15 protein-coding genes are annotated in these 22590 nt (G+C 57.7%); 3 read left to right on the forward strand and 12 right to left on the reverse strand.

The window, feature by feature from the left end; all coding sequences use genetic code 11:
- The first annotated feature begins 134 nt into the window (after positions 1–134).
- Positions 135–2069 carry a M60 family metallopeptidase gene (locus JL015_RS13970; RefSeq protein ID WP_201018864.1) on the forward strand — a complete coding sequence of 645 codons (1935 nt, stop codon included), beginning with the start codon at positions 135–137 and terminating at the stop codon, positions 2067–2069.
- A 61-nt stretch (positions 2070–2130) separates the two neighbouring features.
- Here the strand turns inward: JL015_RS13970 and JL015_RS13975 are convergent, their stop codons facing one another.
- From JL015_RS13975 to JL015_RS14010, 8 genes are all read right to left on the reverse strand, one after another.
- Positions 2131–2361, reverse strand: coding sequence for a DUF6124 family protein (locus JL015_RS13975; protein WP_201005180.1), 231 nt, complete (start codon positions 2359–2361; stop codon positions 2131–2133).
- Between the two features lie 406 nt (positions 2362–2767).
- Positions 2768–3907, reverse strand: a complete 1140-nt coding sequence (locus tag JL015_RS13980) for a Fic family protein (protein ID WP_201005184.1) — start codon at positions 3905–3907, stop codon at positions 2768–2770.
- A 152-nt stretch (positions 3908–4059) separates the two neighbouring features.
- Entirely contained in the window at positions 4060–4851 is a 792-nt protein-coding gene (locus JL015_RS13985) for a hypothetical protein (protein WP_236250211.1), read from the reverse strand.
- Between the two features lie 86 nt (positions 4852–4937).
- A complete protein-coding gene (locus JL015_RS13990; protein WP_201018865.1) occupies positions 4938–5891 on the reverse strand; it encodes a sulfotransferase family protein in 954 nt (317 codons plus the stop codon).
- Positions 5879–6667 carry an aspartyl/asparaginyl beta-hydroxylase domain-containing protein gene (locus tag JL015_RS13995; protein ID WP_236250212.1) on the reverse strand — a complete coding sequence of 263 codons (789 nt, stop codon included), beginning with the start codon at positions 6665–6667 and terminating at the stop codon, positions 5879–5881. The genes JL015_RS13990 and JL015_RS13995 overlap by 13 nt, the downstream gene beginning before the upstream one ends.
- 8 nt (positions 6668–6675) lie before the next feature.
- The gene (locus tag JL015_RS14000) at positions 6676–8196 is read right to left on the reverse strand and encodes a TolC family protein (RefSeq protein WP_201005187.1); all 1521 of its coding nucleotides are present in this window, start codon (positions 8194–8196) and stop codon (positions 6676–6678) included.
- A 75-nt stretch (positions 8197–8271) separates the two neighbouring features.
- The gene (locus JL015_RS14005; protein WP_236250219.1) at positions 8272–15453 is read right to left on the reverse strand and encodes an Ig-like domain-containing protein; all 7182 of its coding nucleotides are present in this window, start codon (positions 15451–15453) and stop codon (positions 8272–8274) included.
- Positions 15454–15598: 145 nt separating this feature from the next.
- Entirely contained in the window at positions 15599–16435 is an 837-nt protein-coding gene (locus tag JL015_RS14010) for a sulfotransferase family protein (protein ID WP_201018867.1), read from the reverse strand.
- Between the two features lie 414 nt (positions 16436–16849).
- Here JL015_RS14010 and JL015_RS14015 point away from each other — a divergent pair, with 414 nt between their 5' ends.
- Both JL015_RS14015 and JL015_RS14020 read left to right on the forward strand, forming a co-directional pair.
- On the forward strand, positions 16850–17443 hold the full coding sequence (locus JL015_RS14015; RefSeq protein ID WP_201018868.1) for a phage tail protein: 594 nt from the start codon (positions 16850–16852) through the stop codon (positions 17441–17443).
- A 48-nt stretch (positions 17444–17491) separates the two neighbouring features.
- Positions 17492–17803 (forward strand): DUF6916 family protein, encoded by a 312-nt coding sequence (locus JL015_RS14020; RefSeq protein WP_201003835.1) that lies wholly within the window; start codon positions 17492–17494, stop codon positions 17801–17803.
- On the opposite strand, the gene JL015_RS14025 is transcribed toward JL015_RS14020, so the two are convergent.
- From JL015_RS14025 to JL015_RS14040, 4 genes are read right to left on the reverse strand one after another with little or no spacing between them, the layout of a single operon-like run.
- Positions 17804–18301, reverse strand: coding sequence for a GNAT family N-acetyltransferase (locus JL015_RS14025; protein ID WP_201018869.1), 498 nt, complete (start codon positions 18299–18301; stop codon positions 17804–17806). It abuts the gene before it with no gap.
- Positions 18302–18333: 32 nt separating this feature from the next.
- The gene (locus JL015_RS14030) at positions 18334–20430 is read right to left on the reverse strand and encodes an HlyD family efflux transporter periplasmic adaptor subunit (protein ID WP_201018870.1); all 2097 of its coding nucleotides are present in this window, start codon (positions 20428–20430) and stop codon (positions 18334–18336) included.
- On the reverse strand, positions 20431–21750 hold the full coding sequence (locus tag JL015_RS14035; protein WP_201018871.1) for an efflux RND transporter periplasmic adaptor subunit: 1320 nt from the start codon (positions 21748–21750) through the stop codon (positions 20431–20433). It abuts the gene before it with no gap.
- On the reverse strand, positions 21747–22529 hold the full coding sequence (locus tag JL015_RS14040; protein ID WP_201003843.1) for an efflux RND transporter periplasmic adaptor subunit: 783 nt from the start codon (positions 22527–22529) through the stop codon (positions 21747–21749). Before JL015_RS14040 ends, JL015_RS14035 begins: the two co-directional genes overlap by 4 nt.
- Positions 22530–22590: the final 61 nt, after the last annotated feature.

A 22590-nucleotide genomic window follows, 5' to 3' on the forward strand; every position in this document is an offset into this window, starting at 1 on the left:
CTGCTTTTCGCGAATGAGTTCGCTCCTGAATGGCCCATGAGTATTGCCAAACGATATACCTGCATGCGCCCATTCAATGATGGGCAAACTAAACTACATCCAATAAAGGAAGCACTATAAAAAGGAGCCAGACAATGAACACGCCTTGTTACCAAGCGAGGTTATATAACGCCACTCGCTTATACCTTCACTCAATCGCCATCCTGTTAACATTAGTTACGGGTATCACCGCCCATGCCGAAGACGACGCTATCTATGATGACAAAGAAACATTGGTACCTTCGGAATCCCTCGATAGAAAAAACGATATTTCTCAAGCCTCCACACAAGGTGTAATTGGCGAAGTATTGCTGTGGCAATTACGGATAAATGAAATATATGGAGGCGATGAAGATACGTATAATATTCCCGTTCTCGAAGAACAAGAGAATGAAATGAGGCGCGTGGGGGGATGGCAGCGTAGAAATATCTATATACCCACTCATGTTTATCTGGCGGTCGGCGATGAGATAACTCTGGACGTCAAAGACTATCCCAGCCTGCTTACACGCTGTTCCGCTCACACATTCGCCAACTTCGACAAGCCTTACGGGGCCTCGGCCACGAACAGCATGACCTTGAAGAAAAACTCGACTCAGGTCTACAAAGCAACCATTCCCGGCATGCTGATGCTTGCCTGTGTGGACGCCGGAAAGAACATGAATAACTGGAGCAGTTGGGGCCAATTTGTCAATATAAGCACCTCCCCGCCCCATGAAAACACGTCGCTCTATCTCTTCGGAGTAACACCAACGAGCGACTGGCCAGCGATCGCCAAAAAGCCTGATCCCTCAGGCCAGGTCTACCTGTTCAACGGCAGAACCGTGATGGACTTCCCTGCATCCGTCGCCTTGCAGCATGCCGATAAAGATATAGATGCCATGATGAGGGAGCACCTGATCGTTACAACCCGCTATGATCAATTCAATGGCTTTACATGGCAGACCGATACGCCACTTGATACTTTAGCCTTATCAATGTATCAGGCAAGCTTCAATATTTGCTGTATGTCTCATTATTACAACGGACTGGTCGGAATAGATTTTGGTGGAAACCGGGTGACCAGCCAGTGGGGCGACTGGCATGAATATGGTCACCAGAATCAACTGGCATGGAAATGGAACCACCTCACAGAAATCAGCAACAACTTGTTCTCGCTGGAAGCTTGCCGAATGTTGACAGGCAATAAAGTAGCCAACTTCCAGCGGTGCCACCCACGATTCGGAGCCTATATAATCTCGGACCCGGAAGCTGTAGGGCGATTCCTGGCAATGGAGGGGTTACCTGAAGTTCCCGACAACCCTGGAGATAAAACGTTAATGATGCTCGGGCAACTTTATATCTCCTTCCCGGACTGGCATGCACAGTTCGCCAAGGATTTCCGGATTGCCTATGCGCGAGGTGAGAATGCCGGTGATTTCTCGACAGATCAGAAAAAGATCGACTGGTTTGCGGTTAATAGCAGCAGAATAGTCGGTAAGAATTTAAGTGGTTTCTTTGATAAATGGGCGTTTCCTTACAGCGCAGAGGCGCGAAAAACCATCGTAGATCTCAACCTGCCTGACCCCATCAAACCCAGTGTGCAGTATTCGTCGGAATGGAACGTTTCTGCAAATCCAACGACTCAGGGAACAATAGCCATACCGGACTTCAAGTCTTTCATTGGCCTTGTTGCTTATGGCAAGGAGGAAGGTCCGACAACGCTTCAAGCGATTGAGGGAGAGCACTATACAAAACTGAAAACGCTGGTGGTGGGCACACATAGAGTGCCTTACCACGTCGTCCTGCGCGGCACCCTCAGACATGGAGATTGTCCCGAGGAATATCCCATGCATGCGGTCAGGTCATGCTTGAGCAATGACCATAGCGTCTATTGGAAACTGAGCTATCACCTCTCGGACAACTTATTGCCTCTGCCCGACGATAATTACGAAGGTGTACTGAGATTGGCTATAAGGGCTGCCTCCGATTACAACTGGGGAGGAACGCTGACTGTTCCAATCAAGTTGAACGTCTCGAAGAGTCAATGACACAGGTTTCGCGAATGAATTCGTACCCGCGCAGGAACGAGTTCATTCGCGAAAAACCCATCTACCGCAACGACCGCTCCAACAGCGTATTGGCCATCTCGATCAGGTGAACCACGGAAAACGCCAGATCACGCTGCGAGCCACTGAGGCCGTCGCCGCATTCGTATGCCGTGGCCATGGCGCAACGCAACAGATCGGAGGCACGGATAAGCGCTTCTTCGTAGCTCAATGCTTCGTTGGCGATGAAGTGGGCGGTGGGGATAACGGGTGGGTCGGGGGTGACTTTGAGCATCGGATACAACTCCAATAAACCAAAAGGAGCCGTCATCCATCGCTACCAACGATTGGGTGGCGGCCGCACGCAAGTTGGTAGAACCGGTTATTGGCACCCGGCGCGTCCAAGGACGCCATGCGCACGGCCACCAAAACACAGGCCGTAAAAAAGCGCCTCGCAAAAGGTGGCGCCTTGCGCCAATAAACTTCAGGTCTACCAAACCTGACCGCTGATTTTGCAGCGACGGCAGGAGGTTAGAGACCCGAATCACAGGGCGCAAGCGGTCGGGATTTTCTCGGAAATTTCACTCAAGGGAAAGGGAGGCGTCTTGCTATCGGAGGCACGAGGAGTGGGTTGTCCTTCAGTCGCGGCCAAGGCCCCTCACACGATGAGTAGCGAATTCATTCGTGAAAGGCCAGATCATTTAACCCCAACTCACCTCATACCGCGTACTCCGCCCGCCTCCCGGCAGTTTCTGCAAACAGCCTTTTTCCAGCAGGTCGGCCAGATGCCGGGTGGCCGTGGCTTTACTGACTTTGGTAACGGCCTGGTATTGCCCGGCGCTGATGCCTTCTTCAAAACCTGGTTTGTCGGCCAGCAGGGTTCCATCCAGCAAGCGGTTCAGGACTTTGATTTGCTCAGGTGCCAGACCTTTATCGCGGTGCTGTTGCCAGAAACGCGCCTTTGCCAGAACCCGGTCGATACGTTTGATCGCTTGTTGCAGGGTATGCAGTAAGGTCTGAAGAAACCATTGCAGCCATGACGTGATATCCAGGCCATCCTTCTGGGTGCGTTCCAGAATGCGGTAGTAATCCTGCCGAGTGGCGAGGATGCTGGCGGACATGGCGTAAAAGCGAATGGACTGATTTTCCGCCTGAGCCAGCGCCAGATCGGTGATGGCCCGAGTAAGGCGTCCATTGCCATCGTCGAAAGGATGGAGCGTCACGAACCAGAAGTGCGCCAGCCCTGCACGTAACAAAGGATCAAGGCTGACATCGGAGCGACTGGCATTGAACCAGTCCAGAAATGCCTGCAGTTGCGCTTCCAGACCTTGGCGTGGCGGTGCTTCAAAATGCACAGTGGGTTGATCGATGCGTCCAGAAACCACTTGCATGGGCTCTTCGCCTCGCAAGCTTCCCACTCGAATATTGTGAGCCATAAGCGATTGCGGCTCTGGAAACAGCAGAGTATGCCAGCGCAGCATTCTCTCAATGGTCAGTGCAGCATGATGTTGTTGCGTGGCATCGAGCATCAACTCTGCCAAGCCTTCGCTGCGCGGGTTGGTCTGTTGACCGCCTTCAAGCCCAAGCCGCCTGGCAAGCGAAGAACGCACCGAACCAACATTCAGTTGCTCTCCCTCGATGGCCGATGAAGTGATGATGTTTTGCAACAGAGCATCCAGCTCCGTTTGCGCGCTGGTATCCGTGCCTGCGGCGCTCAACATGCCCAGCAACTGGCCCTGAGCCTGAAAGCACTCACGTAACAACACCGCCAACGGCTCAGCCTGCCAGCGAAAATGCGGCCAGTCCGGGTGCTGCCAGATCCAGTTCAGGGGTTCGCTCATGGGAAGGTTCTCTGGGTGTGAGCCGAATAGTAGCGCTATTCAGCTCACCATATGAGCCGAATAAGCAAAATAATCGGCTCATCGGCATCAGAAAACGACAGCCATCCCATCCTCATGACACGCTGACATCACGCGACTGCCCTGCAATAGCCTCACCTGTCCCTGACCGTCACCCACCTTATGTGGCGCATATCAAACCCATTCTCATTTTTATCTGTCAGTACATCCCCACAGCCCGAGGCAGCAGTAACGGCTGTACGAGTTGTAAAGCCTCTTGAAATCGAATTCATCGTCGTTTGATAGGCGAAATCTTTCCTGGACCGATACTCATCTTCAGTTTCGCCGTGCTTTTTACTTCCACAGCATTCGGTATTTAATCCGCTGTGGGTAATTTCATAGAATTTGCTTCCAAAACCAAGAAGCCGGTCGTACATACTGATCTTTTCGAGTAACTCACTCGGGTCGCTTACAAGCTTTACATCTCGAGAGGCAATAAACGTTGCTGAACCCTGCCCTCCATCAAAAGAGCTCACCAGCACAAAGGGTTCCCGAGGATACTCAAACCTGGCCTCATTACTGACCGGCGCAACAATTTTTACTCCAAAGTTTTCTTCAAACGATTTGGTATTGACTCTTGATACTTGGAGAGTCCGCATAAAATCATAGCGCCAGCCTTCGTATATGATCCCGGCCTTTAGATGTGTATTACCATCGTGTCTCTTATAAATATAACTATTATCAACTTCAAGCCTGACCAGACTCTCAAGAAACCGCTGCCGATGCTCTTCATCACTCAGCACCTTCCCTTCCGCAAGACAAAGCGTCGCATCGGTCCAGAAAAGCCGGTAAGCCGCAAAACTTCCGGGTACGGCTATCAGCAAAAAGATGACAGCCAGCACAATGAATTTCACATCGCCCCACAATGTTCTTTTACCCGCAGCCATACCTGGACTTCCTGTTGAGCATTCACAGCGATGCCCGGGAAATTATGCTCCCAGGCCAATAATGGAAATGTGTAGTGCTATCGAGCTTATGCCTGCCGATTGAGGCTTCGCTCACCTCGCAAGACTTCCAGCGCCTCGTAGGAAGTGCGGGTCCAGCATTCTATCCGGTCCTTGAGCAGGTCGGTGGCCTCGCGATGTTTATCCCGGCTGTCGGCAACAAATACCTGACCCGGTTGTTTGGCGTGCTGGACCGTCGCCAGCAGCGCCTTGCTGCATTGCGCAGCATCAAGCCCGAAGAAGTCCGACAGGTGCCCTTGCATCGCCCCGGGAAGTTCCCGGTAGTTCACCGGCAGGCCAGCAAAGACGCGGCAGTATTCAAGACCGAAGTCGAGAATCCGGCCCAGTCGCTGAGCAATGTAGTCTTCCCGGACATTGCCCTGACTTTCCCCGTCCAGTGAGCTGGGGCCAATGATGCCGGGCACCATGTGCATGCCTGCACGGCGCATGTGGGAGACGGCGATTTCCAGAGGCTCGCGATACACAAACATCCACGGCACGTCAGGAAAGCACTCGCGCAGCAGCGGCAGTTCGCCGATGTTCCACGCATCCAGTTTGATCACCAGCTTTTGCTCGGTGCCGCCTCGGATCTGACCATAGGCGGCGAGCAGGCCACGCAAGGCAGCATTGCGCACTTCAGGCTCAAGCGTGCCGCGCAGCAGCGCATCGAGCGGCGGTGGTTCGGAAATCACTATCGCTTCGTCGAGCTGCGCCAGCATCTGGCCGATGAGGGTCGAACCGCAGCGCGAGGCGTGATAAACGAACGCAGTGGGGTCGATGGCAGGCAGTTGCCAATCACACAACACGGCAAGAGGTGTTTCACGACGGAACGCCTGGTTGAAAGGCAGGCGCAGCGCTTCGTCCACCGCATCGCGGAAGAAGGGTTGGTCGAGCTTGCGGTCGCCAAACCAGCACCAGTCCACCCGCCATTCTTCAGCTTCCTGCCAGATGCGGATGGGCAGCCAGTCTTTCAGGCTGTCCATTGTCGGTTCCATTGATTGCGCCCCAGACGCATCGCGGCGCGTATGTCTTCACGACCGAAATGCAGACCGCGCTCGGCACCCAGCGCCAGGGTACGGGTGATGAAAGCCTCGCTGTCCGGTTCGTCCTGCAAGATGCGACACAACCGGGAATCGCACTCCAGCAAGGCCCTGAACTGTGCAAAGGCTTCGGCTGCCCGGCCTTGGCCAGCGGGTGGGGTTGTGGATAAACCGGCTTCGATCTGCTGTTCAAGCCAGGCATTGGGGCGGCAGTCGAGCACCAGATGAACACGCTCTTGCTGCCCCCAGTTATCGACACTGTGAGGTCGGGCCAGATCCAGAAACCAGCACTCGCCCGCACTCATCGGGATGCGCTGGCGGTCCAGCATGAAATCCACGTCCGGCGAACTGAGCAAGGGAATGTGCAAACGACGATCAGCCTGCGGTCCGCCGAGGTCGTAATCGCGGTGTTCGTGGATTCGGCTACCCGGCCCAAGTCGCAGCAGGCGGGCGCTGCGAATATCCAGCGGCAGGTCGTGCAAGGCAGCAGCCCAGCGGTCGTCGGCTTGCCAAGGATCTCGGGGGATGGGTTCGCCTGCACCTGACGATAACTCCGTCAGGGCGTCGGCAGCGGAAATCAGCGCGACACCCGACCACTGCCCGTCGTAGTAACCGGCATTGAAATGCGCGGTCCAGGCCGTATCGGCAATACGCGAGAGCGCCTGTAACAGCAGAGGCAAGTCCACTGTTACAGGCAGGCGGGAAAAGGCCGGAAGCACGGATCCGCTTACTTGGCCTGTACTTCAGCCGCTTTCACGGGCTGGGCGATGTTGCCGGCAGACCATTGGTTTTCACGCGACGCCAAGGCACCCGCGATCACTTGAACATCGGTCGAAGGCAGTTGCTCCGGCAATGGATCAAGCCCGGCGCTGGCGAAGATCTGCCCGTAGGCATTGCGTAGGTCGGCGTAGGCCAGGTCACGGCGCAGGTCGGCTTGCAGGGTATTGAGTTCGCCCTGGATCAGGTCCAGTTCACCAATACCTGCCGCCTTGTAACGGTTGCGCAGTTGACCAACGATTTCGCCGTCGATGCTCGACAGTTGCTGGCTGGTCTTGAACTGGCGCAAGGCTTCACGGTAGTTGGCGTTGGCCACGTAAAGCTGAGCCAGTACGGCAATGGACATGGCCTGACGACGCGCCGCAGCGACTTCTTCACCGGCCTTGGCCACATCGATGGCCGCAGGAGCGGAGATCACGTTGAACAGGTTCCAGGTGACCTTGACGCCCATGTCGGCCCATTTGTCATTGACCAGGAAGGAGTTGCTGTCGTAATGACCACCCGCGGAGAACTCCAGGCCCGGCAGCAGACGCAGCATGGCCTTGCGGGTTTCGGCAGAGCTGATGCGGGTCTGGTAATCCTGCTCACGCAGTTCCGGACGGCTGGCCAGTGCTTCGTGTTCAAGCACGCCCATGTCGACCTTGAGTTCCGGGATCGAGTAATCGTCCGGGGTCGCAAGGGTCAGTTCGCTGCCCAGTGGCAGGTTGATCAGGGTCGACAGTTCGGTCTTGGCCAGAGACAGCGCCTTGCGCTGCTCTTCAAGCTGACGGGTCGCCTGGATCAATGAACGCTGGTAGCTCAGCGCCTGAACCGGGTCGCCGACGCGCTGTGCGCTCATCTTCTGGCTGTTGCTCTGAGCTTGTTCGACGCGGGCCATCAGGCTGTCGATCTGCTTGAGCAGACGCTCGGCCGCCACCGCACGCCAATAGGCCGAGCGCACGTCCTGAACGATGGTGTTGACGACTTTGCGACGACGCTCCTGAACGATCAGGCGCTGGTCACCCTGCTGCTTGGCGCTGATGTAGCTGACGCCGAAGTCGAGCACGTTCCAGACCATGGTGAGGTCGGCGACACGACGGCTGCGATCCTGGGAAGTCGAGGGTTCCAGAGACTGGGTGCCAGTCTCGACGCTTTCGCTGCTGGAGGCGCTGACGTTGCTGCGTCCGGCATAACCTGCGGACAGCGCCATGCGTGGCAACATGTCGAAGCTGGCAAGGTCCAACTGACGCTTGGCCAAGGCTTCTTCCATGATCTTCAGACGCGCTTCAAGGTTGTACTTGACTGCACGAGCCATGGCCTGGTGCAGGGTCAGTGGGCCGTTCAGTGGCTCCTGATCCTTGTACATCAGTTGCAGATCGCTTTGCGCACGTTGCTCACTGACACTACGGTCGATAGGTTGACTGGTGACAGCACAACCACTGACTATCAGCGCCAGCAGGCTGACACTGAATAACTTCTTACTTCTTTTCATCCGTTCGACCGCCCCTGACTACCCATTCTTTTTTATAAGCGCCGGGATTTGCCGGCGCCTGACTCAAACCTTGTCTCAGGCCTGCACTTCACTGATACCGGCTTTCCCCAAAGCCCATGCTAGTTCATGCAGCTGTTTCTGCTCGCCATCCTTGAGCAATTGCAACTGTTGCTCCAGTGTCAACGCGCCAAAGCTGCCACGAATACCTTGTGAGGAATCGCTCAGGCCACGGCTGCTACCGCTGTCAAAAGTACTTTGCGCCGAGGTGTCCGTGGAGGACTCGCGACTGAACAGCGTCGACAAGGTGCTGTTGCCGAACACGCCACCTTCCCCGCTGCTGAAACCAAGGAAACCGCCAGCGGCCCCCGTGCTGCCGCCAATCTCACTCGAGCTGAAGACCTGTGCAATGAAGCTTGGAGCCAACGCGCCATTGCTGATGAAGATGTTACCCAGAGGCGGCAGACCGTCGCCTGTGGTGCGCACCTCAAACAACGGCGCGAAACTCAGCGGCGAACCGAGATTGCCGGTCGGCGGGCCAAAGAGCGTCGGCTGCAATGGCAGGTTTGGCTGGCTGATCAGAGGGACCGAATCGCTAATGCGGAACTGTGGATCGCCACCTTGAGAAAGGGTAGTGACTGCGTAGCTGCTGGAGTTGGTGATACCGATACCGGTATTGCCTGCCAGGTCCGTCACATTGCTGCTGTCGAGCGTGATGAAGTTGCTCGGGGCCTGAGTATTCGCTGTCGGGGTCAGGGTCGCCGTCCAGGTCAGGCCACCATCGTTGCTGGCCAGATTGGACAGGGTGCCGTTGGCTACGCTGAGGTCCGAAAGATCGAAGTTGCTGACACGTTCACTGAAAGTAAAGGTCACCTGAGTGGTCTGGCCCGTGGTCAGGTTCGGGTTGGCAACCACAATGCTCGAAATGCTGGGTGCCTGACCGTCAACAATGTAGTTGGCAGAGTTGATAACACCGCTACCGGCGTTGCCCGCCAGGTCCGTAACGTTGCTGGTATCCATGACGACGAAGTTGGTCGCATCACTGATATTCGCCGTGGGTGTCAGGGTTGCGGTCCAGGTAATGCCGCCATCGCTGCTGACCAGGTTCGACAGAGTACCGCTGGCTACGCTGAGGTCTGACAGGTCGAAGTTAGTGACCGCTTCACTGAACGTGATGGTCACTGGCGAGGTTTGACCGATCCCCAGTGTGCTGTTGGCTACCACAATGGTCGCAGTCGGGCGTGACGTATCAATCGCATAGTTGTTGGAGTCGGTCGTGCCGCTGCCGATGTTGCCGGAAGCATTGGCGACGCCCGTGTTATCCAGCGTAATCAGGTTGGTAGTGTCGGTCACGTTCGCGGCTGGCGTCAGGGTCGCCGTCCAGGTGATACCGCCATCGCTGCTGCTGACGGCGCTCAAGGTGCCGTTGGCTATGGTCAGGTCGGCGTTGGTGAAACCGCTCACCGCTTCGCTGAAAGTAATGGTCACCAACGAAGTTTCACCGACTCGCAGCGCGTTGTCCGCTACCACGATGGTTGCAGTCGGGCGCGCAGTGTCGATGGTGTAGTTGTTGGAGTTGGTCGTGCCGGTCCCGGTGTTGCCAGCCAGATCTGTCACGCCGGTGTTATCCAGGGTGATCAGGTTGGTGGTATCGACAATGTTGTTGGCCGGCGTGAAAGTCGCTGTCCAGGTGATACCGCCATCGCTACTGCTGACGGTACTCAAGGTACCGTTGGCCACGCTCAGGTCGCCATTGGTAAAACCACTCACCGCTTCGCTGAAGGTGATGGTCACCAGTGAGGTTTCGCCAGCGATCAGCGTGCTGTCCGCCACGACGATAGTCGCGGTCGGACGCGCAGAGTCGATAGCATAGTTGCCCGATGTCGTGATGCCAGAGCCCGTATTGCCTGCCTGATCGCTCACACCTGTGTTATCCAGAGTGATGACATTGCTGGCACTGGTGATGTTGGCGGCAGGCGTCAGGGTTGCGGTCCAGGTAATACCGCCGTCGCTGCTGCTGACAGCGCCAAGGGTGCCATTGGACACGGTCAGGTCGGCGTTGGTGAAACCGGTCACAGCCTCGCTGAAGGTGATGGTCACCAACGAGGTTTCACCAATGGCCAGGGCGTTGTCGGCAACCACGATGGTTGAGGTCGGGCGCTGGGTGTCGATGGCGTAGTTGTTGGAGTCGGTCGTGCCGCTGCCGATGTTGCCGGAAGCATTGGCGACGCCCGTGTTATCCAGCGTGATCAGGTTCGTGGTGTCGGTCACGCTGGCGGTCGGCGTCAGAGTTGCCGTCCAGGTGATACCGCCATCGCTGCTGCTGACGGAGCTCAAGGTGGCGTTGGCTATGGTCAGGTCGGCGTTGGTGAAACCGCTCACCGCTTCGCTGAAGGTAATGGTCACCAACGAAGTTTCACCGACTCGCAGCGCGTTGTCCGCTACCACGATGGTTGCAGTCGGGCGCGCAGTGTCGATGGTGTAGTTGTTGGAGTTGGTCGTGCCGGTCCCGGTGTTGCCAGCCAGATCTGTCACGCCGGTGTTATCCAGGGTGATCAGGTTGGTGGTATCGACAATATTGTTGGCCGGCGTGAAAGTCGCTGTCCAGGTGATACCGCCATCGCTGCTGCTGACGGTACTCAAGGTACCGTTGGCCACGCTCAGGTCGCCATTGGTGAAACCACTCACCGCTTCGCTGAAGGTAATGGTCACCAGTGAGGTTTCGCCAGCGATCAGCGTGCTGTCCGCCACGACGATACTCGCGGTCGGGCGCGCAGAGTCGATGGCATAGTTGCCTGAGGTCGTGATGCCAGAGCCCGTATTGCCTGCCTGATCGCTCACACCTGTGTTATCCAGAGTGATGACATTGCTGGCACTGGTGATGTTGGCGGCAGGCGTCAGGGTTGCGGTCCAGGTAATACCGCCGTCGCTGCTGCTGACAGCGCCAAGGGTGCCATTGGACACGGTCAGGTCGGCGTTGGTGAAACCGGTCACAGCCTCGCTGAAGGTGATGGTCACCAACGAGGTTTCACCAATGGCCAGGGCGTTGTCGGCAACCACGATGGTTGAGGTCGGACGCTGGGTGTCGAGGGCGTAATTGTTCGAGATTGTGATGCCGGAACCCGAGTTACCGGATACGTTGGTGAACCCGGTGTTATCCAGCGTGATGAGGTTGGTGGCATCGCTCAGGCCCTGGTTCGGCGTAAAGGTCGCCGTCCAGGTAATACCGCCATCACTGCTGCTGACAGTGCTCAAGGTACCATTGGTCACCGTCAGATCAGCGTTGGTAAAACCGCTCACCGCTTCGCTGAAGGTAATGGTGACCAGTGAGGTTTCGCCAACTCTCAACGAACTGTCCGCTACCACGATGGTTGCAGTGGGCTGCATGGTATCGATGGTGAAGTTGGGCGAGTTGGTCATACCGGTTCCGGCGTTGCCGGCCAGGTCTGTCACGCCTGAGTTATCCAGGATGATCAGGTTGGTGGTGTCAGCGATATTGATATTCGGTGTGAAGGTCGCGGTCCAGGTAATGCCGCCATCGCTGCTAGTGATGGTGCTCAAGGTGCCGTTAGGTACGATCAGGTCGCCATTGGTGAAGCCGGTCACCGCTTCACTGAAGGTGAAGGTTACCAACGAGGTTTCACCGACCGAAAGGGCACTGTCAGCCATTGTGATGGTTGCAGTCGGACGCACAGTGTCGATCGCGTAGTTGCTTGAATTGGTGGTACCAACGCCCACGTTGCCAGCAAGATCGGCCACACCGGTATTGGTCAGAGTGATAATGTTACTGGCATTGGTGACGCCTGCTACCGGAGTCAGTGTTCCGGTCCAGGTGATACCGCCATCGCTGCTGCTGACCGAACTCAGCGTACCGTTGCTCACGGTCAGGTCAGCGTTGGTGAAGCCGCTCACCGCTTCACTGAAAGTAATGGTGACCAACGAGGTTTCGCCAATGGACAGATTGTTATTGGCAACCACAATAGTCGCGGTCGGGCGTACGGTATCGATGGCGTAATTGTTCGAGGTGAGGGTTCCCAGACCCGCGTTGCCAGAAGCATTCGCGACACCGGACATATCCAGAGTGATCACGTTGGTGAGATCGGTCACGTTCGCGGATGGCGTCAGGGTCGCGGTCCAGGTGATACCGCCATCACTGCTACTGACCGGGCTCAATGTACCATTTGCCACAGTCAGGTCGGCATTGCTGAAACCAACCACCGCTTCACTGAAGGTGATGGTGACCGTTGGGGTCTCGCCGATCGACAAAGAACTGTCGGAGACAATGATCGTCCCGTTCGGACGCACGGTGTTGATGGTGAAATTGCCTGAGTTGGTGCTACCGCTCCCGGAGTTGCCAGCCAGGTCTGTCACGCCGGAGTTATCCAGGCTGATCAGGTTGGTGGTGTCGGATATGTTGTTGGTCGGCGTAAAGGTCGCGGTCCAGGTGATACCGCCATCGCTGCTGCTGACGGTACTCAAGGTACCGTTGGGCACGGTCAGGTCGGCATTGGTAAAACCGGTCACCGCTTCGCTGAAGGTGATGGTCACCAGCGAGGTTTCACCTGCGGTAATGTTGGCGTCGGCAACCAGAATGCTGGAGGTCGGACGAACAGTATCGACGGCGTAGTTATTGGAAATGGTCGTGGCAAGCCCGGTATTACCTGCGGCATCCGTGACACCGGTATTGTCCAGGGTGATCACGTTGGTGGTATCAGAGATGTTGTTGGCCGGCGTGAAGAGGGCCGTCCAGACAATGTTGTTGCTGGTGGTCACTGTAGTCAGGCTACCGTTGACGACAGTCAGGTCAGCGTTGCTAAAACCGCTTACCGCTTCACTGAAGGTAATCGTCACCGTCGAAGTTTCACCGATAGTCAGTGTACTGTCCGCAACCACGATAGTGGCGGTCGGGCGCGACGTGTCGATTGCATAATTGTTCGATGAAACCGTGCCAGTGCCTGCGTTGGCCGACAAGTCCTGCACGCCGGTCATGTTCAGACTGATCAGGTTGGTAGCACTGGTCAGGTTATTGAGCGGCGTCAGGGTTGCGGTCCAGGTAATGCCACCGTCACTGCTGCTTACTGCGGTCAGGGTACCGTTGGCAACCGACAGATCCGCATTGTTGAAACCCGTTACCGCTTCGCTGAATGTGATGGTGACCAGCGAAGTTTCGCCCGCGATCAAGGATGTGTCCGACACAACGATGGATGCGGTCGGAGCGACGGTGTCACTGACCACATAGTTGTTGGACGTCCCGGTACCGGTACCGATATTGCCCGCCGAGTCCTGCACGGCCGAACCGGCCAGGGTAATGGCGTTGGTCGAGTCCGCGACATTGTTGGATGCCGTCAGCGTCGCAGTCCATGTAATGTTGTTGGTGGTCGTGAGGTTGGTCAGGGTGCCGTTGGGAACGACAATCTCGGAAATATCCAGACCGAACACCGGCTCACTGAAGGTGAACGTCACGGCAGACGAACCACCCGACCCCAGAGACGGGTTGGCAATCACGATGCTGGAGATTGTGGGTGCCGTAACGTCAGCACTGTAGGTGATACTCAACCCTCCACCATCGTTGAAGATGTTATTGACCCCCGTTGGCGAGGTACCGTTTGTACCACCGCTGGTTGCCTGACCACCCGACCCGCTGACACCTACGTTGCCGCTCATGGCCGAGTTGTTGCTTGCCGTGATATTGAGCGTACCCCTGTTCCAGATGGCACCGATACCCCGGCCGCCGTTCCCGCCGATCGTACCGCCACCACCACCGCCACCGCCCGCACCGATGTTGCTGCTGATGGTCGAGGTGCCGATGATCGCCAGGGTGCCAGTAGAGCCGTTATAGATACCGCCCACCGCCGCGCCGCCTCTGCCGCCAGTGGCATCAAAGCCCGAACCGCCACCACCACCGCCGATGGTCCGTCCGCCAGAAGTCGCCGTACCGCCTGCGCCACCGTTGGTGTAGCCAGAAGAGCCAATGCTACCGGCACCACCGCCGCTCGCATTACCGCCACGCCCGCCCATATAAACAGTGTTGAAACCAGCACCGTTGCCGCCTGTGTTGGCTGAGGGCGCTGTAGGGAAATAGGTCCCGGCAACACCACCGGTAGCACCATTCTGACCACCAATACCGCCACCGCCACCACCGCCACCACCGACGGTCGGAGAGAGCACGCCACCGCCGCCACCACCGCCTGCAGCCGAGTTGGCTGTCACGGTGACGTTACGCAGCGTGAGGTTACCGGCGTTATTGATACCACCACCCACAGCGTCAGCCGCTGAAACCGCTGAACCACTATTGGCACCCGAAGTGCTGGCAACGCCGCGCGTAATGATCAGGCCATCAAAGGTGGCAGTCGTACCGGAGGTCACCCGGATCACACTGGTCCTGTTCTGGCCATCCAGCGTGACATCCGCCACGCCGTTGTTATCCAGGTCGCCATCGATGGTGATGTTTCTGTTGACCACCAACTGGGCGTCAAGCGCGACTGTCATGCTGCTGGAGAAGGTCACGATATCGCCGTTCTGGGCACTGGCCAGCGCTGCGCGCAAGGTTCCTGCGCCAGTACTGCTGTTGGAGGTTACCGTGATGGTCGCAAGCCCCCACTGGTAAGAGTCCATCGCCTGCTGGGACAGCGCACCGACACTTTCGATGCTGCCGGTCGCGATTTCCAGTGTCCAGTCGCCACCCACGCCGGTGCGGTTGGTCGATGCAGCGATGTCGCGCCCGGTGAGTTGTGCAAGCGAATCGACGAAGCTCAGGCCCAGCTCGCCTTCAGCGGTGTTACAGGCGTAAATCAGGATATCGCCGCCCGCGACCATGTCATTGCCGATCTCGGCCAGCAAGGCACTGCGTTGAGCAATGTTGTCGGCCGACAGATAGCTGTTGCCCAGCCACAGATCACCCGAGTTGCCGTGAGCGATGATCTGCACCGAACTCACGCCCTGATGGGACTCCAGGTAATCGGCGATCTGTTGCAGGCCGTCTTTGGTGGCGTCGAGCATGACGACCTGGGCACCGGGCGCAACGCCTGTGAGCAGGCTGTCGGCGTCCTTGACCCGCGAGTCGACGAAGACCACGGTGCTGCCTGTCACGGCAGTTGAAGTGGTCGTGATATCAGCCGTGGCAGCCGATTGCGCATGGCTATCGCTACTGCTGTCTTTGGCACTGGCCTGATCGGTAGTCTTGGCAGCCTCGGCAGTCGCCTGGCTGTCCGACTGCGCAGCATCGGCAACGGTGGCAGCAACTGCGCCATCGAACAGCATTCGCGGCTCAAGGAACATGATCATGGGGGAAGCAGGAGATTTAGCCTCTACAGAGGCCCGCTGTACAGTCGGCGACTTTTTCTTATTCCACCACATGTTGCTCACCAGAGATCGAACGTTGTAACACTGATATGGAAAACCGCGATCAATTGGTCGCGGCGTCGGATTTCATACGGATCACGTTGGCAGCACTTGCCGAACCGTCATTCCAGAACGACAGCTTCGAATACTGTTCAAACAGATCAGGCGGCAGGATCGTGTGCCTGCTTTCAAAGGCAACCCTGGGTTTTACCTTGTGCAGGCCGGAGACACCCAAGGCGTCGTCGAACTGCGGTGCGTCATAGGAAAGGTTGTTGAAATCGTGCTCGAACCAGGGCTCGCCGATGAATTCATACACCAGACGCATGACCCGCTCTGGAGCCAGGGAAAGCAGGTCGTAGTCGATCAGCAGCAGGGAGTCGGCATTTTCGCCGTAATAGGCTTCCTTGAGCGAAGCCCAGGCAAACCCCACAAGACGGTTGCGTTGCGCAAGGGTTTCGACCCGGCTGTAGACGGTGTTGCGCTCGGTATCATCGACAAACAGTTTGGTGTTTTCGAAAGGATTGTTGCGATATACGCGCTCGATGCTGTCCATGATCCAGGCCACATTGCGCACGCAGGCAATGACCTTGGACTTGGGGAACAGATCCATCAGGGCCGGCAGGCGCGAAGACCAGCCACGGTTTGTATCGAAAACCAGGGATTTGTCGGTCTTGTCGGCGTAATAGGACTCGAAAATCCCGCGCAGCAGGCGTCGGCGTGCGTTGATATCGATCATCGAAGCGAATTCGCTGCCCGCGCTGCATTGACCAAGAACGTTGGAAAACAACGAGGCAACCGGGCTGCTCATACCGGCATGAAAGCGGGGGTTTTGCAGAAGAATGGCTGACAGCAGGGTAGATCCCGAACGTGGAAGCCCCGATATAAAGTGGAAGTCGTGCATCCGTCCCTCTGCCTGAGTCCTGTCCGTCTGGAAGCCAATGTCAGCCTAACGTAACAATATGTACGCGCATAGTAGTACTTCGACATCAGTTCCCCGAACTTGAGCCAACACAGTCACAAAATGGGAACTTTTTTGGGTAAGCCTTTGTACTCAAAAGCTTTCCACATTCAATAGATGACAACTATCAGATGAATGGTCGGAAATCGGCCTGAATACCTGCCAGTTTTTTCCCAAAATCAGGAAGGAACGATTGAATAAACGTCATCTGCCAACCTGATTGTTTCAATCGCGACATAGCTATGTAAAAGCGCAGCAATTCGCCAAACAGTGTCTACGCTTTCACATTGCCACTACCGAAGGCAGGTGCCTGAGTGGATCACGTGTCACCCCATAACATATGAAGGATGAGGGTTTATGGAAGTTTTTATGGGCTCGATCATGACGTTCGGCTTCCCCTTTGCACCCAATGGCTGGGCGCAATGCAACGGCCAGACGATGAACATCAGCCAGTACAACGCCTTGTATGCGTTGCTGGGCGTCATTTATGGAGGAAACGCGACACAGAATTTCATGCTGCCCAACCTGCAAGGCCGTGTGCCGGTCAACCAAGGCACAGGGGTCAACCTGACCAACCGGGTGATCGGCACGGTTTCAGGCGTTGAAAAGGTTACGGTCGCCATCGCCAACATGCCGGCTCACGTACACCAGATGAGCACGCTGACCGCAACGACCACCATCAACCTGGGTGCGCAGCCGAGCGCCACCGGCTCTATCGTGCCAACGGCCACCAACTGCTATGTCGGAGGCACAACAGCCGGCCCGACTTCCGCCAACATGTTTGCACCGGACCTGGGAACCGGAGCGCCTATCGTGCAGAAAGGCGTCTCAACAGCCATCACTGGCACCATGCAACCCGTCGGAGGCAGCTTGCCTATCGACAGCATGAACCCCTTCCTGGTCGTAAACTTCAGCATTGCCTTGCAGGGTCTTTTCCCTACTCGCAACTGACTTTCCGAGCCCAGGGAAGGGCTCTCCCACTCTTGCTGGAGTCGCTCCATGCTGCAAAACGTTACTGTCGAACATTTTCGTGCACTGCTGGGCAGCCCATGCTCGCTGCAACTGGACGACGGCAGTCAGTTGCCGATTACCATCTCGTCCATCGACGAAAAACCTCTGGCACGCCTCTCCGACAATGAGCGCCTGCCCTTCAGCGTCAGCCTCAATTCATTGGAGCCCAGCACCTTCGTCGATGGCCTGTGCGCCATTGAACTGCCGGAACTGGGCAAGCTTGAAGAAGTATTCGTCTCCCGCGTTCCCCCAATGGGGCGTGATGCGAACCTGGCCTATTACTGCATCAGCTTCAACTGATCAGCTGGCTTTGGACTGACCCGGATACCAGACCAGCCGCTCCGCAGCCACATCCCGCTCTTCGACCTGAAACCCAAGCGCCAGATAATGCTGGCGCGCATGAGGGTTATTGGCCCAGACCACCGTTGCAACAGGACAACAGACCTTTTCGGCAGCCTGTTGCACGCCTTGCAATACCGTCCGCCCGTAGCCCTTGCCCCGCGCCGCCGGAATGAACGCCAGATACAGCACACGAATTTCATTGGGGCCAAAGTCCACCACCAATGCGCCGATCAAGGTGCCAAGCTTCTCGATCACATAATGCATCGCATTGGGAAACCCGTTGCCCACGCCGGATTCCTGAACGCGAAACTGCTGAGCGATGACCTCCTCCACCAGATCGCGCTCGCCATCGATCAACTGCAAATCAGGTCGAGCCGAATGATAGAGCGACTGTATGAAAGGACTGTCCGAGTCACGTGAGGGCCGTACTTCCAGCCCGTCTGCATTGTTCAACATCAGTGTCGTCCTCTTTCCCTGGAAACCACTTTTCAAAAACCACTTTCACGAACGCCCAGTGCCGCCAGCCTTCGCCAGGTCGAGCCCAGTAGCGACTCACTGCGACCTTGCAATACCGCTACACCTCGCAACGGTTGAACCGGCGCTTCAATCTCGTCCATCACTTTCAAACGTACACCGTATTGCGCCTGTACCGGCTCGGCACGGTGGTTTTCGTCGCGGCGCACGGCAATCGGCCCGTGGTGATCGGACGCCAGCGCTTCCTGATCCAGATAGGAAACCCCGTTAGCGTCCACATCCAGCAGCTCGACCTGTAGCGACGGGCGCATGGGGTCGTCAGCGATAAAACGTCCCTTGTCTCCTGGCGCTATACGCCACAAGGCATCTTCAGCCAGATAACCACGGATGCGCGTACCGCCCTCGACGATCCGGGCCAGAGGCGTCTGGGTCGAAACCCAACGGCCAGGGCTCAATTGCGGCATGAGATCACGCACCTGACCGGCCTGAGGAGCACGCACCAGCAAGCGTTCGCGCTGGGCTGCCAGACCGCGATACTCGGCCACGGCGCTGGCCAGACGCTGTTCGATAATGCCAACGTCCGCAACCGTCTCACTGCGTCCTGCCTGACGGCGCATCTGCAATTGCAGGATCTCGATTTCCCGACGCACGATGGCCTGGCGCGAATCGACGTCTGGCGACTCCAGCTCTACCAACACAGCCCCCTGCTCCACCGCCTGGCCGTCCTGCACGTTCACCTGCTTGACCCTCGCGGCCACAGGCGCATGCAGGGCCGTCACCCTCCCGGCTTCCAGCATGACCGGCAGCTCGACACTGCTGCGCCAAGGCACCACCAGCAGCAATACCAGCGCCAACAAGCCTGCGCCGCTGAGCAAGACCCTGGGCGTATGAGCCTGTTCGCGGTTGGCCCACCAGTGGCGCGTTTCCTTGAAGATCGGCAGAAAGATGAACCAGCCCAGCTCCACCAGCATCAGGAAAATCCCTAGCAACTTGAAAAACAGGTGATAGACCGCCAGCGCAATCCCGAAAAACAGCACCGCACGCCACAGCCAGGACAGATAACCCCACCACAACAGGCGACGCTGCATGGCCGGCGTCCATGGCTCAGGCGCAGGCAGGCCGTAACCGAACAAGGCCTCGCGCAACCGCCAGCGACACAAGGCAAAGGCCCGGCCTTGAAGGTTGTCCACTTCCCACAGGTCACTGATCAGAAAGTAACCATCGAAACGCATGAACGGGTTGAGATTGACCACCACCGTGGTCAGCCAGGTCGCACTGGCAAGCATGAACGCTGCCGTACGTGCAGGCCCGTCGGGCAGCAGCGACCAGGCCAGCAAAGCGATACAGGCCAACAGCATTTCGGCAAGGACACCACCTGCGCCGATCAGCAAACGGGCGCGCCGGTCATTCACTCGCCAGGCATCGCTGACATCGGTGTAGAACAACGGCAGCAGCACCATGAATGCAACGCCCATGCTCTGCACACGACACCCGGCACGCTTGGCCATGAAGGCATGGCCGAACTCATGACAGAGCTTCGCGAAAAACAGCGCCGCACCAAACGCCAACGCGCCACCTAGGCTGAACAGATGAGGGAAGGTTCCAATGAATCGCTGCCAGTCACGTGCGACCAGAAACACCCCGAGCCCCAACGTGACAGGCAGGCCATAGCGCAGGAGTGAGGGGCCAAAGCGTTTCAGCCAGGGCCAGGCCCGATTGAGAAAAGCATCCGGGCGCCACAGGGGAATGCGGAAGAACAGGTATTGATGCAACAACATCTGCCACAAGCCGTGACGCGAAGCAGCCGCCTTGCAGGCATAGCTTGCACGCTGGTCCGGGTCGGTCGAAGCGATCAGGTCATGGCTGCGAAGAAAGATCAGCAGCTCTTCCACTTCGTTATCGCCCAACGGCAGGCCGGGCTCACGGTTCGCGGCCTGCAACACCTGAGAGGCATCACCCAGCGACCAATGGCGCAACAGGCGGATAGCCTGAGCGCCAAGCTTGAAATAGCGGCCTCGCACCGGATCGGCCAGGGTCCAGCGTGGTGACCCGTCGAGTGCAGGTGCGGCAGAAGAAAGCTGCAGATCCGCCCGCAGGCTGGGCAGCGCCATTTACAGGCCTACGCTCTGACGCAAACCAGCCAAAGGCCTGCGCAAGAGATACAACGCCAAAGGTGCTCGCTCGCCAAAGACCTTCGCAGTACCACGCAACCCGATACGCGGCGGCGCATCAAGGAAGCTCGCATCCAGGCGATAGGCCAGTTGACCACCTGGAGTCGGCTGCGCCTCATAAGCCGCACGCTCCAGACGAGCGGAATGGCGGTGCAGAGGGTCGCTGTCGAGGAACAGAGCGATTTCAGCGTCCGGCTCCAGAGCGATGGCATCGCCGACCGCCAATTCAATGCGCAGCTCGGCCTGGGACGGATCAGCGATTTCCAGCAGGCGCTCACCGGTCTGGACCGGCTTCCCCGTCCAGCGCTGGGCATCGGCAAAGACCGCGATACCGTCACGCTCGGCACGAACCTCGCTGCGCTTGAGCAATTCGCGGGCGTAATCGCGTTCTGCACGCTTTTGCTCGACGCGAGCCGCCAGCAGGTCGACCTTCGAGCTTGATTCGGCATCGGCAAAGGCGCGTTGCGAGTTGGCTTTCAGTTCGGCTTCGGCGACACCCAGCGTGCGCTCGGCCACATCGGCCTGAGCCTTGAGGGTGGTGTTTTCAAAACGCACCAGCAGGTCGCCGGTCTTGACCGGCTGGTTGGGCTTGATCAGAAATTCGGCAATCACGCCGTCCAGTGGCGCAGCCACCACGCGACCGGCCAACGGCACGACTTCGGCAGGAGCCAGAACCGACTGGCGAACCGGGATCAGCAGGCTCAGCAGTGCAACAGCCACCAACCCCACCTGACGCTTGCGACTCAAGCGCAGGCGCCAGGATTTGCGCGGCTTCAACGCCAGCCATGCATGGCTGTAGGTATCGCCCAGTTGCGAAAGCAGAACCTGCTCGGGCGCAGCCCAGGGTTTGTCACGGGCCAGCCACAAGCCGCCGAACACTTCGCCTTTATGATCCAGCAACGGCAGCCAGAACACATGGGTGGCCGACAGGCTCTGCCAGTCTTCGCGAACCGAAGCGGTGAGCGCATCCATCGCAACGACACTGGCGGGCTTGGCTTTCTCCAGCTTGAACAACTGAGCGACTGCATGCTCGACGAACGCGACAAAGGGCGCATTGGGGTCAATCACGCTGACGCCCGTCACTGCACGCACCTTGCCGGCAATCACCAGCGCAGCATGGCGAAAGCCGAACAGCGGCTGGCCGTCATTCACTAGGCTGTAAGCCAGTTGATCGGTCGTGCGGGCAGCGCGGGTCAGGCGTTCAACATCGAGGAACTGGGCAAAGACCCGCTCCACCACTCCAGGTACAGAAGCGTTCACTTAAGCTCCGGGAAACGTGCGGTTCCGCTCATGCCCGCCAACAGGCCCTCGGACTTTGGCAGACCGGCCACCAGCAGCAAGGTCTGGCTGCCTTCATCGATCCGCGCACCGAAGCGCTTGATGGTGGCGGTCAGTGGCTTGCCGGTTTCGTCAGGCACAAAACTGAACGTCTGACCGGCCTTGAGCTTGCCCATCCAGCGGGACGGCACCAGAAGGTGGATTTCCAGAGTACGGTTATCGACGATCTCCAGCAGCGGCGTGCCGGCGGAAACGCTTTCATAACGCTGGACCTTGCGATCCACGACCTGACCGTCATACGGCGCAATCACGCTGCAACGTTTGACTTGAACCTGAAAGACGCTTGATTGCGCCTGGGTTTCAGCGACCTTGGCCTCGGCCCGAGCCACCTCGAATCGACCGACGGAGTTGAGCGCAGCCAGTTGCCGGTTGTGCGCCAGTTCTTCACTGGCACCACGACTCGCCGCCTGGGAAGCGTTGAGCTGGGCCTGATAGGCCGAGCAATCGAAACGCGCCAGCGTATCGCCCTTGTTGAAGGTTTCACCTTCGCGCAGCGGAAGATCGACTATACGCCCGGCCAGTTCACTGGCGAGCACCGCCTGATCCTGTGCGCGCAAGACACCACGCGCCTCACTGGAGGCCGCGGCCTGAGCGCCTGTGGAAGCATTATCCAACAACGGATCAACCTCGGCCGGAGTCTGCGCCTGAGCGACACACACCACACCGAACAACCCGAAAAACAAACCGTGCAAACACCGCATACCGGAGACTCCTTGTCGGATGAAACCAGTCTACGGCAGCCGTGATAAGCGTCAAGCCAAT

Source organism: Pseudomonas cichorii, assembly GCF_015471405.1.
Taxonomy (GTDB): Bacteria; Pseudomonadota; Gammaproteobacteria; order Pseudomonadales; family Pseudomonadaceae; genus Aquipseudomonas; species Aquipseudomonas serbiensis.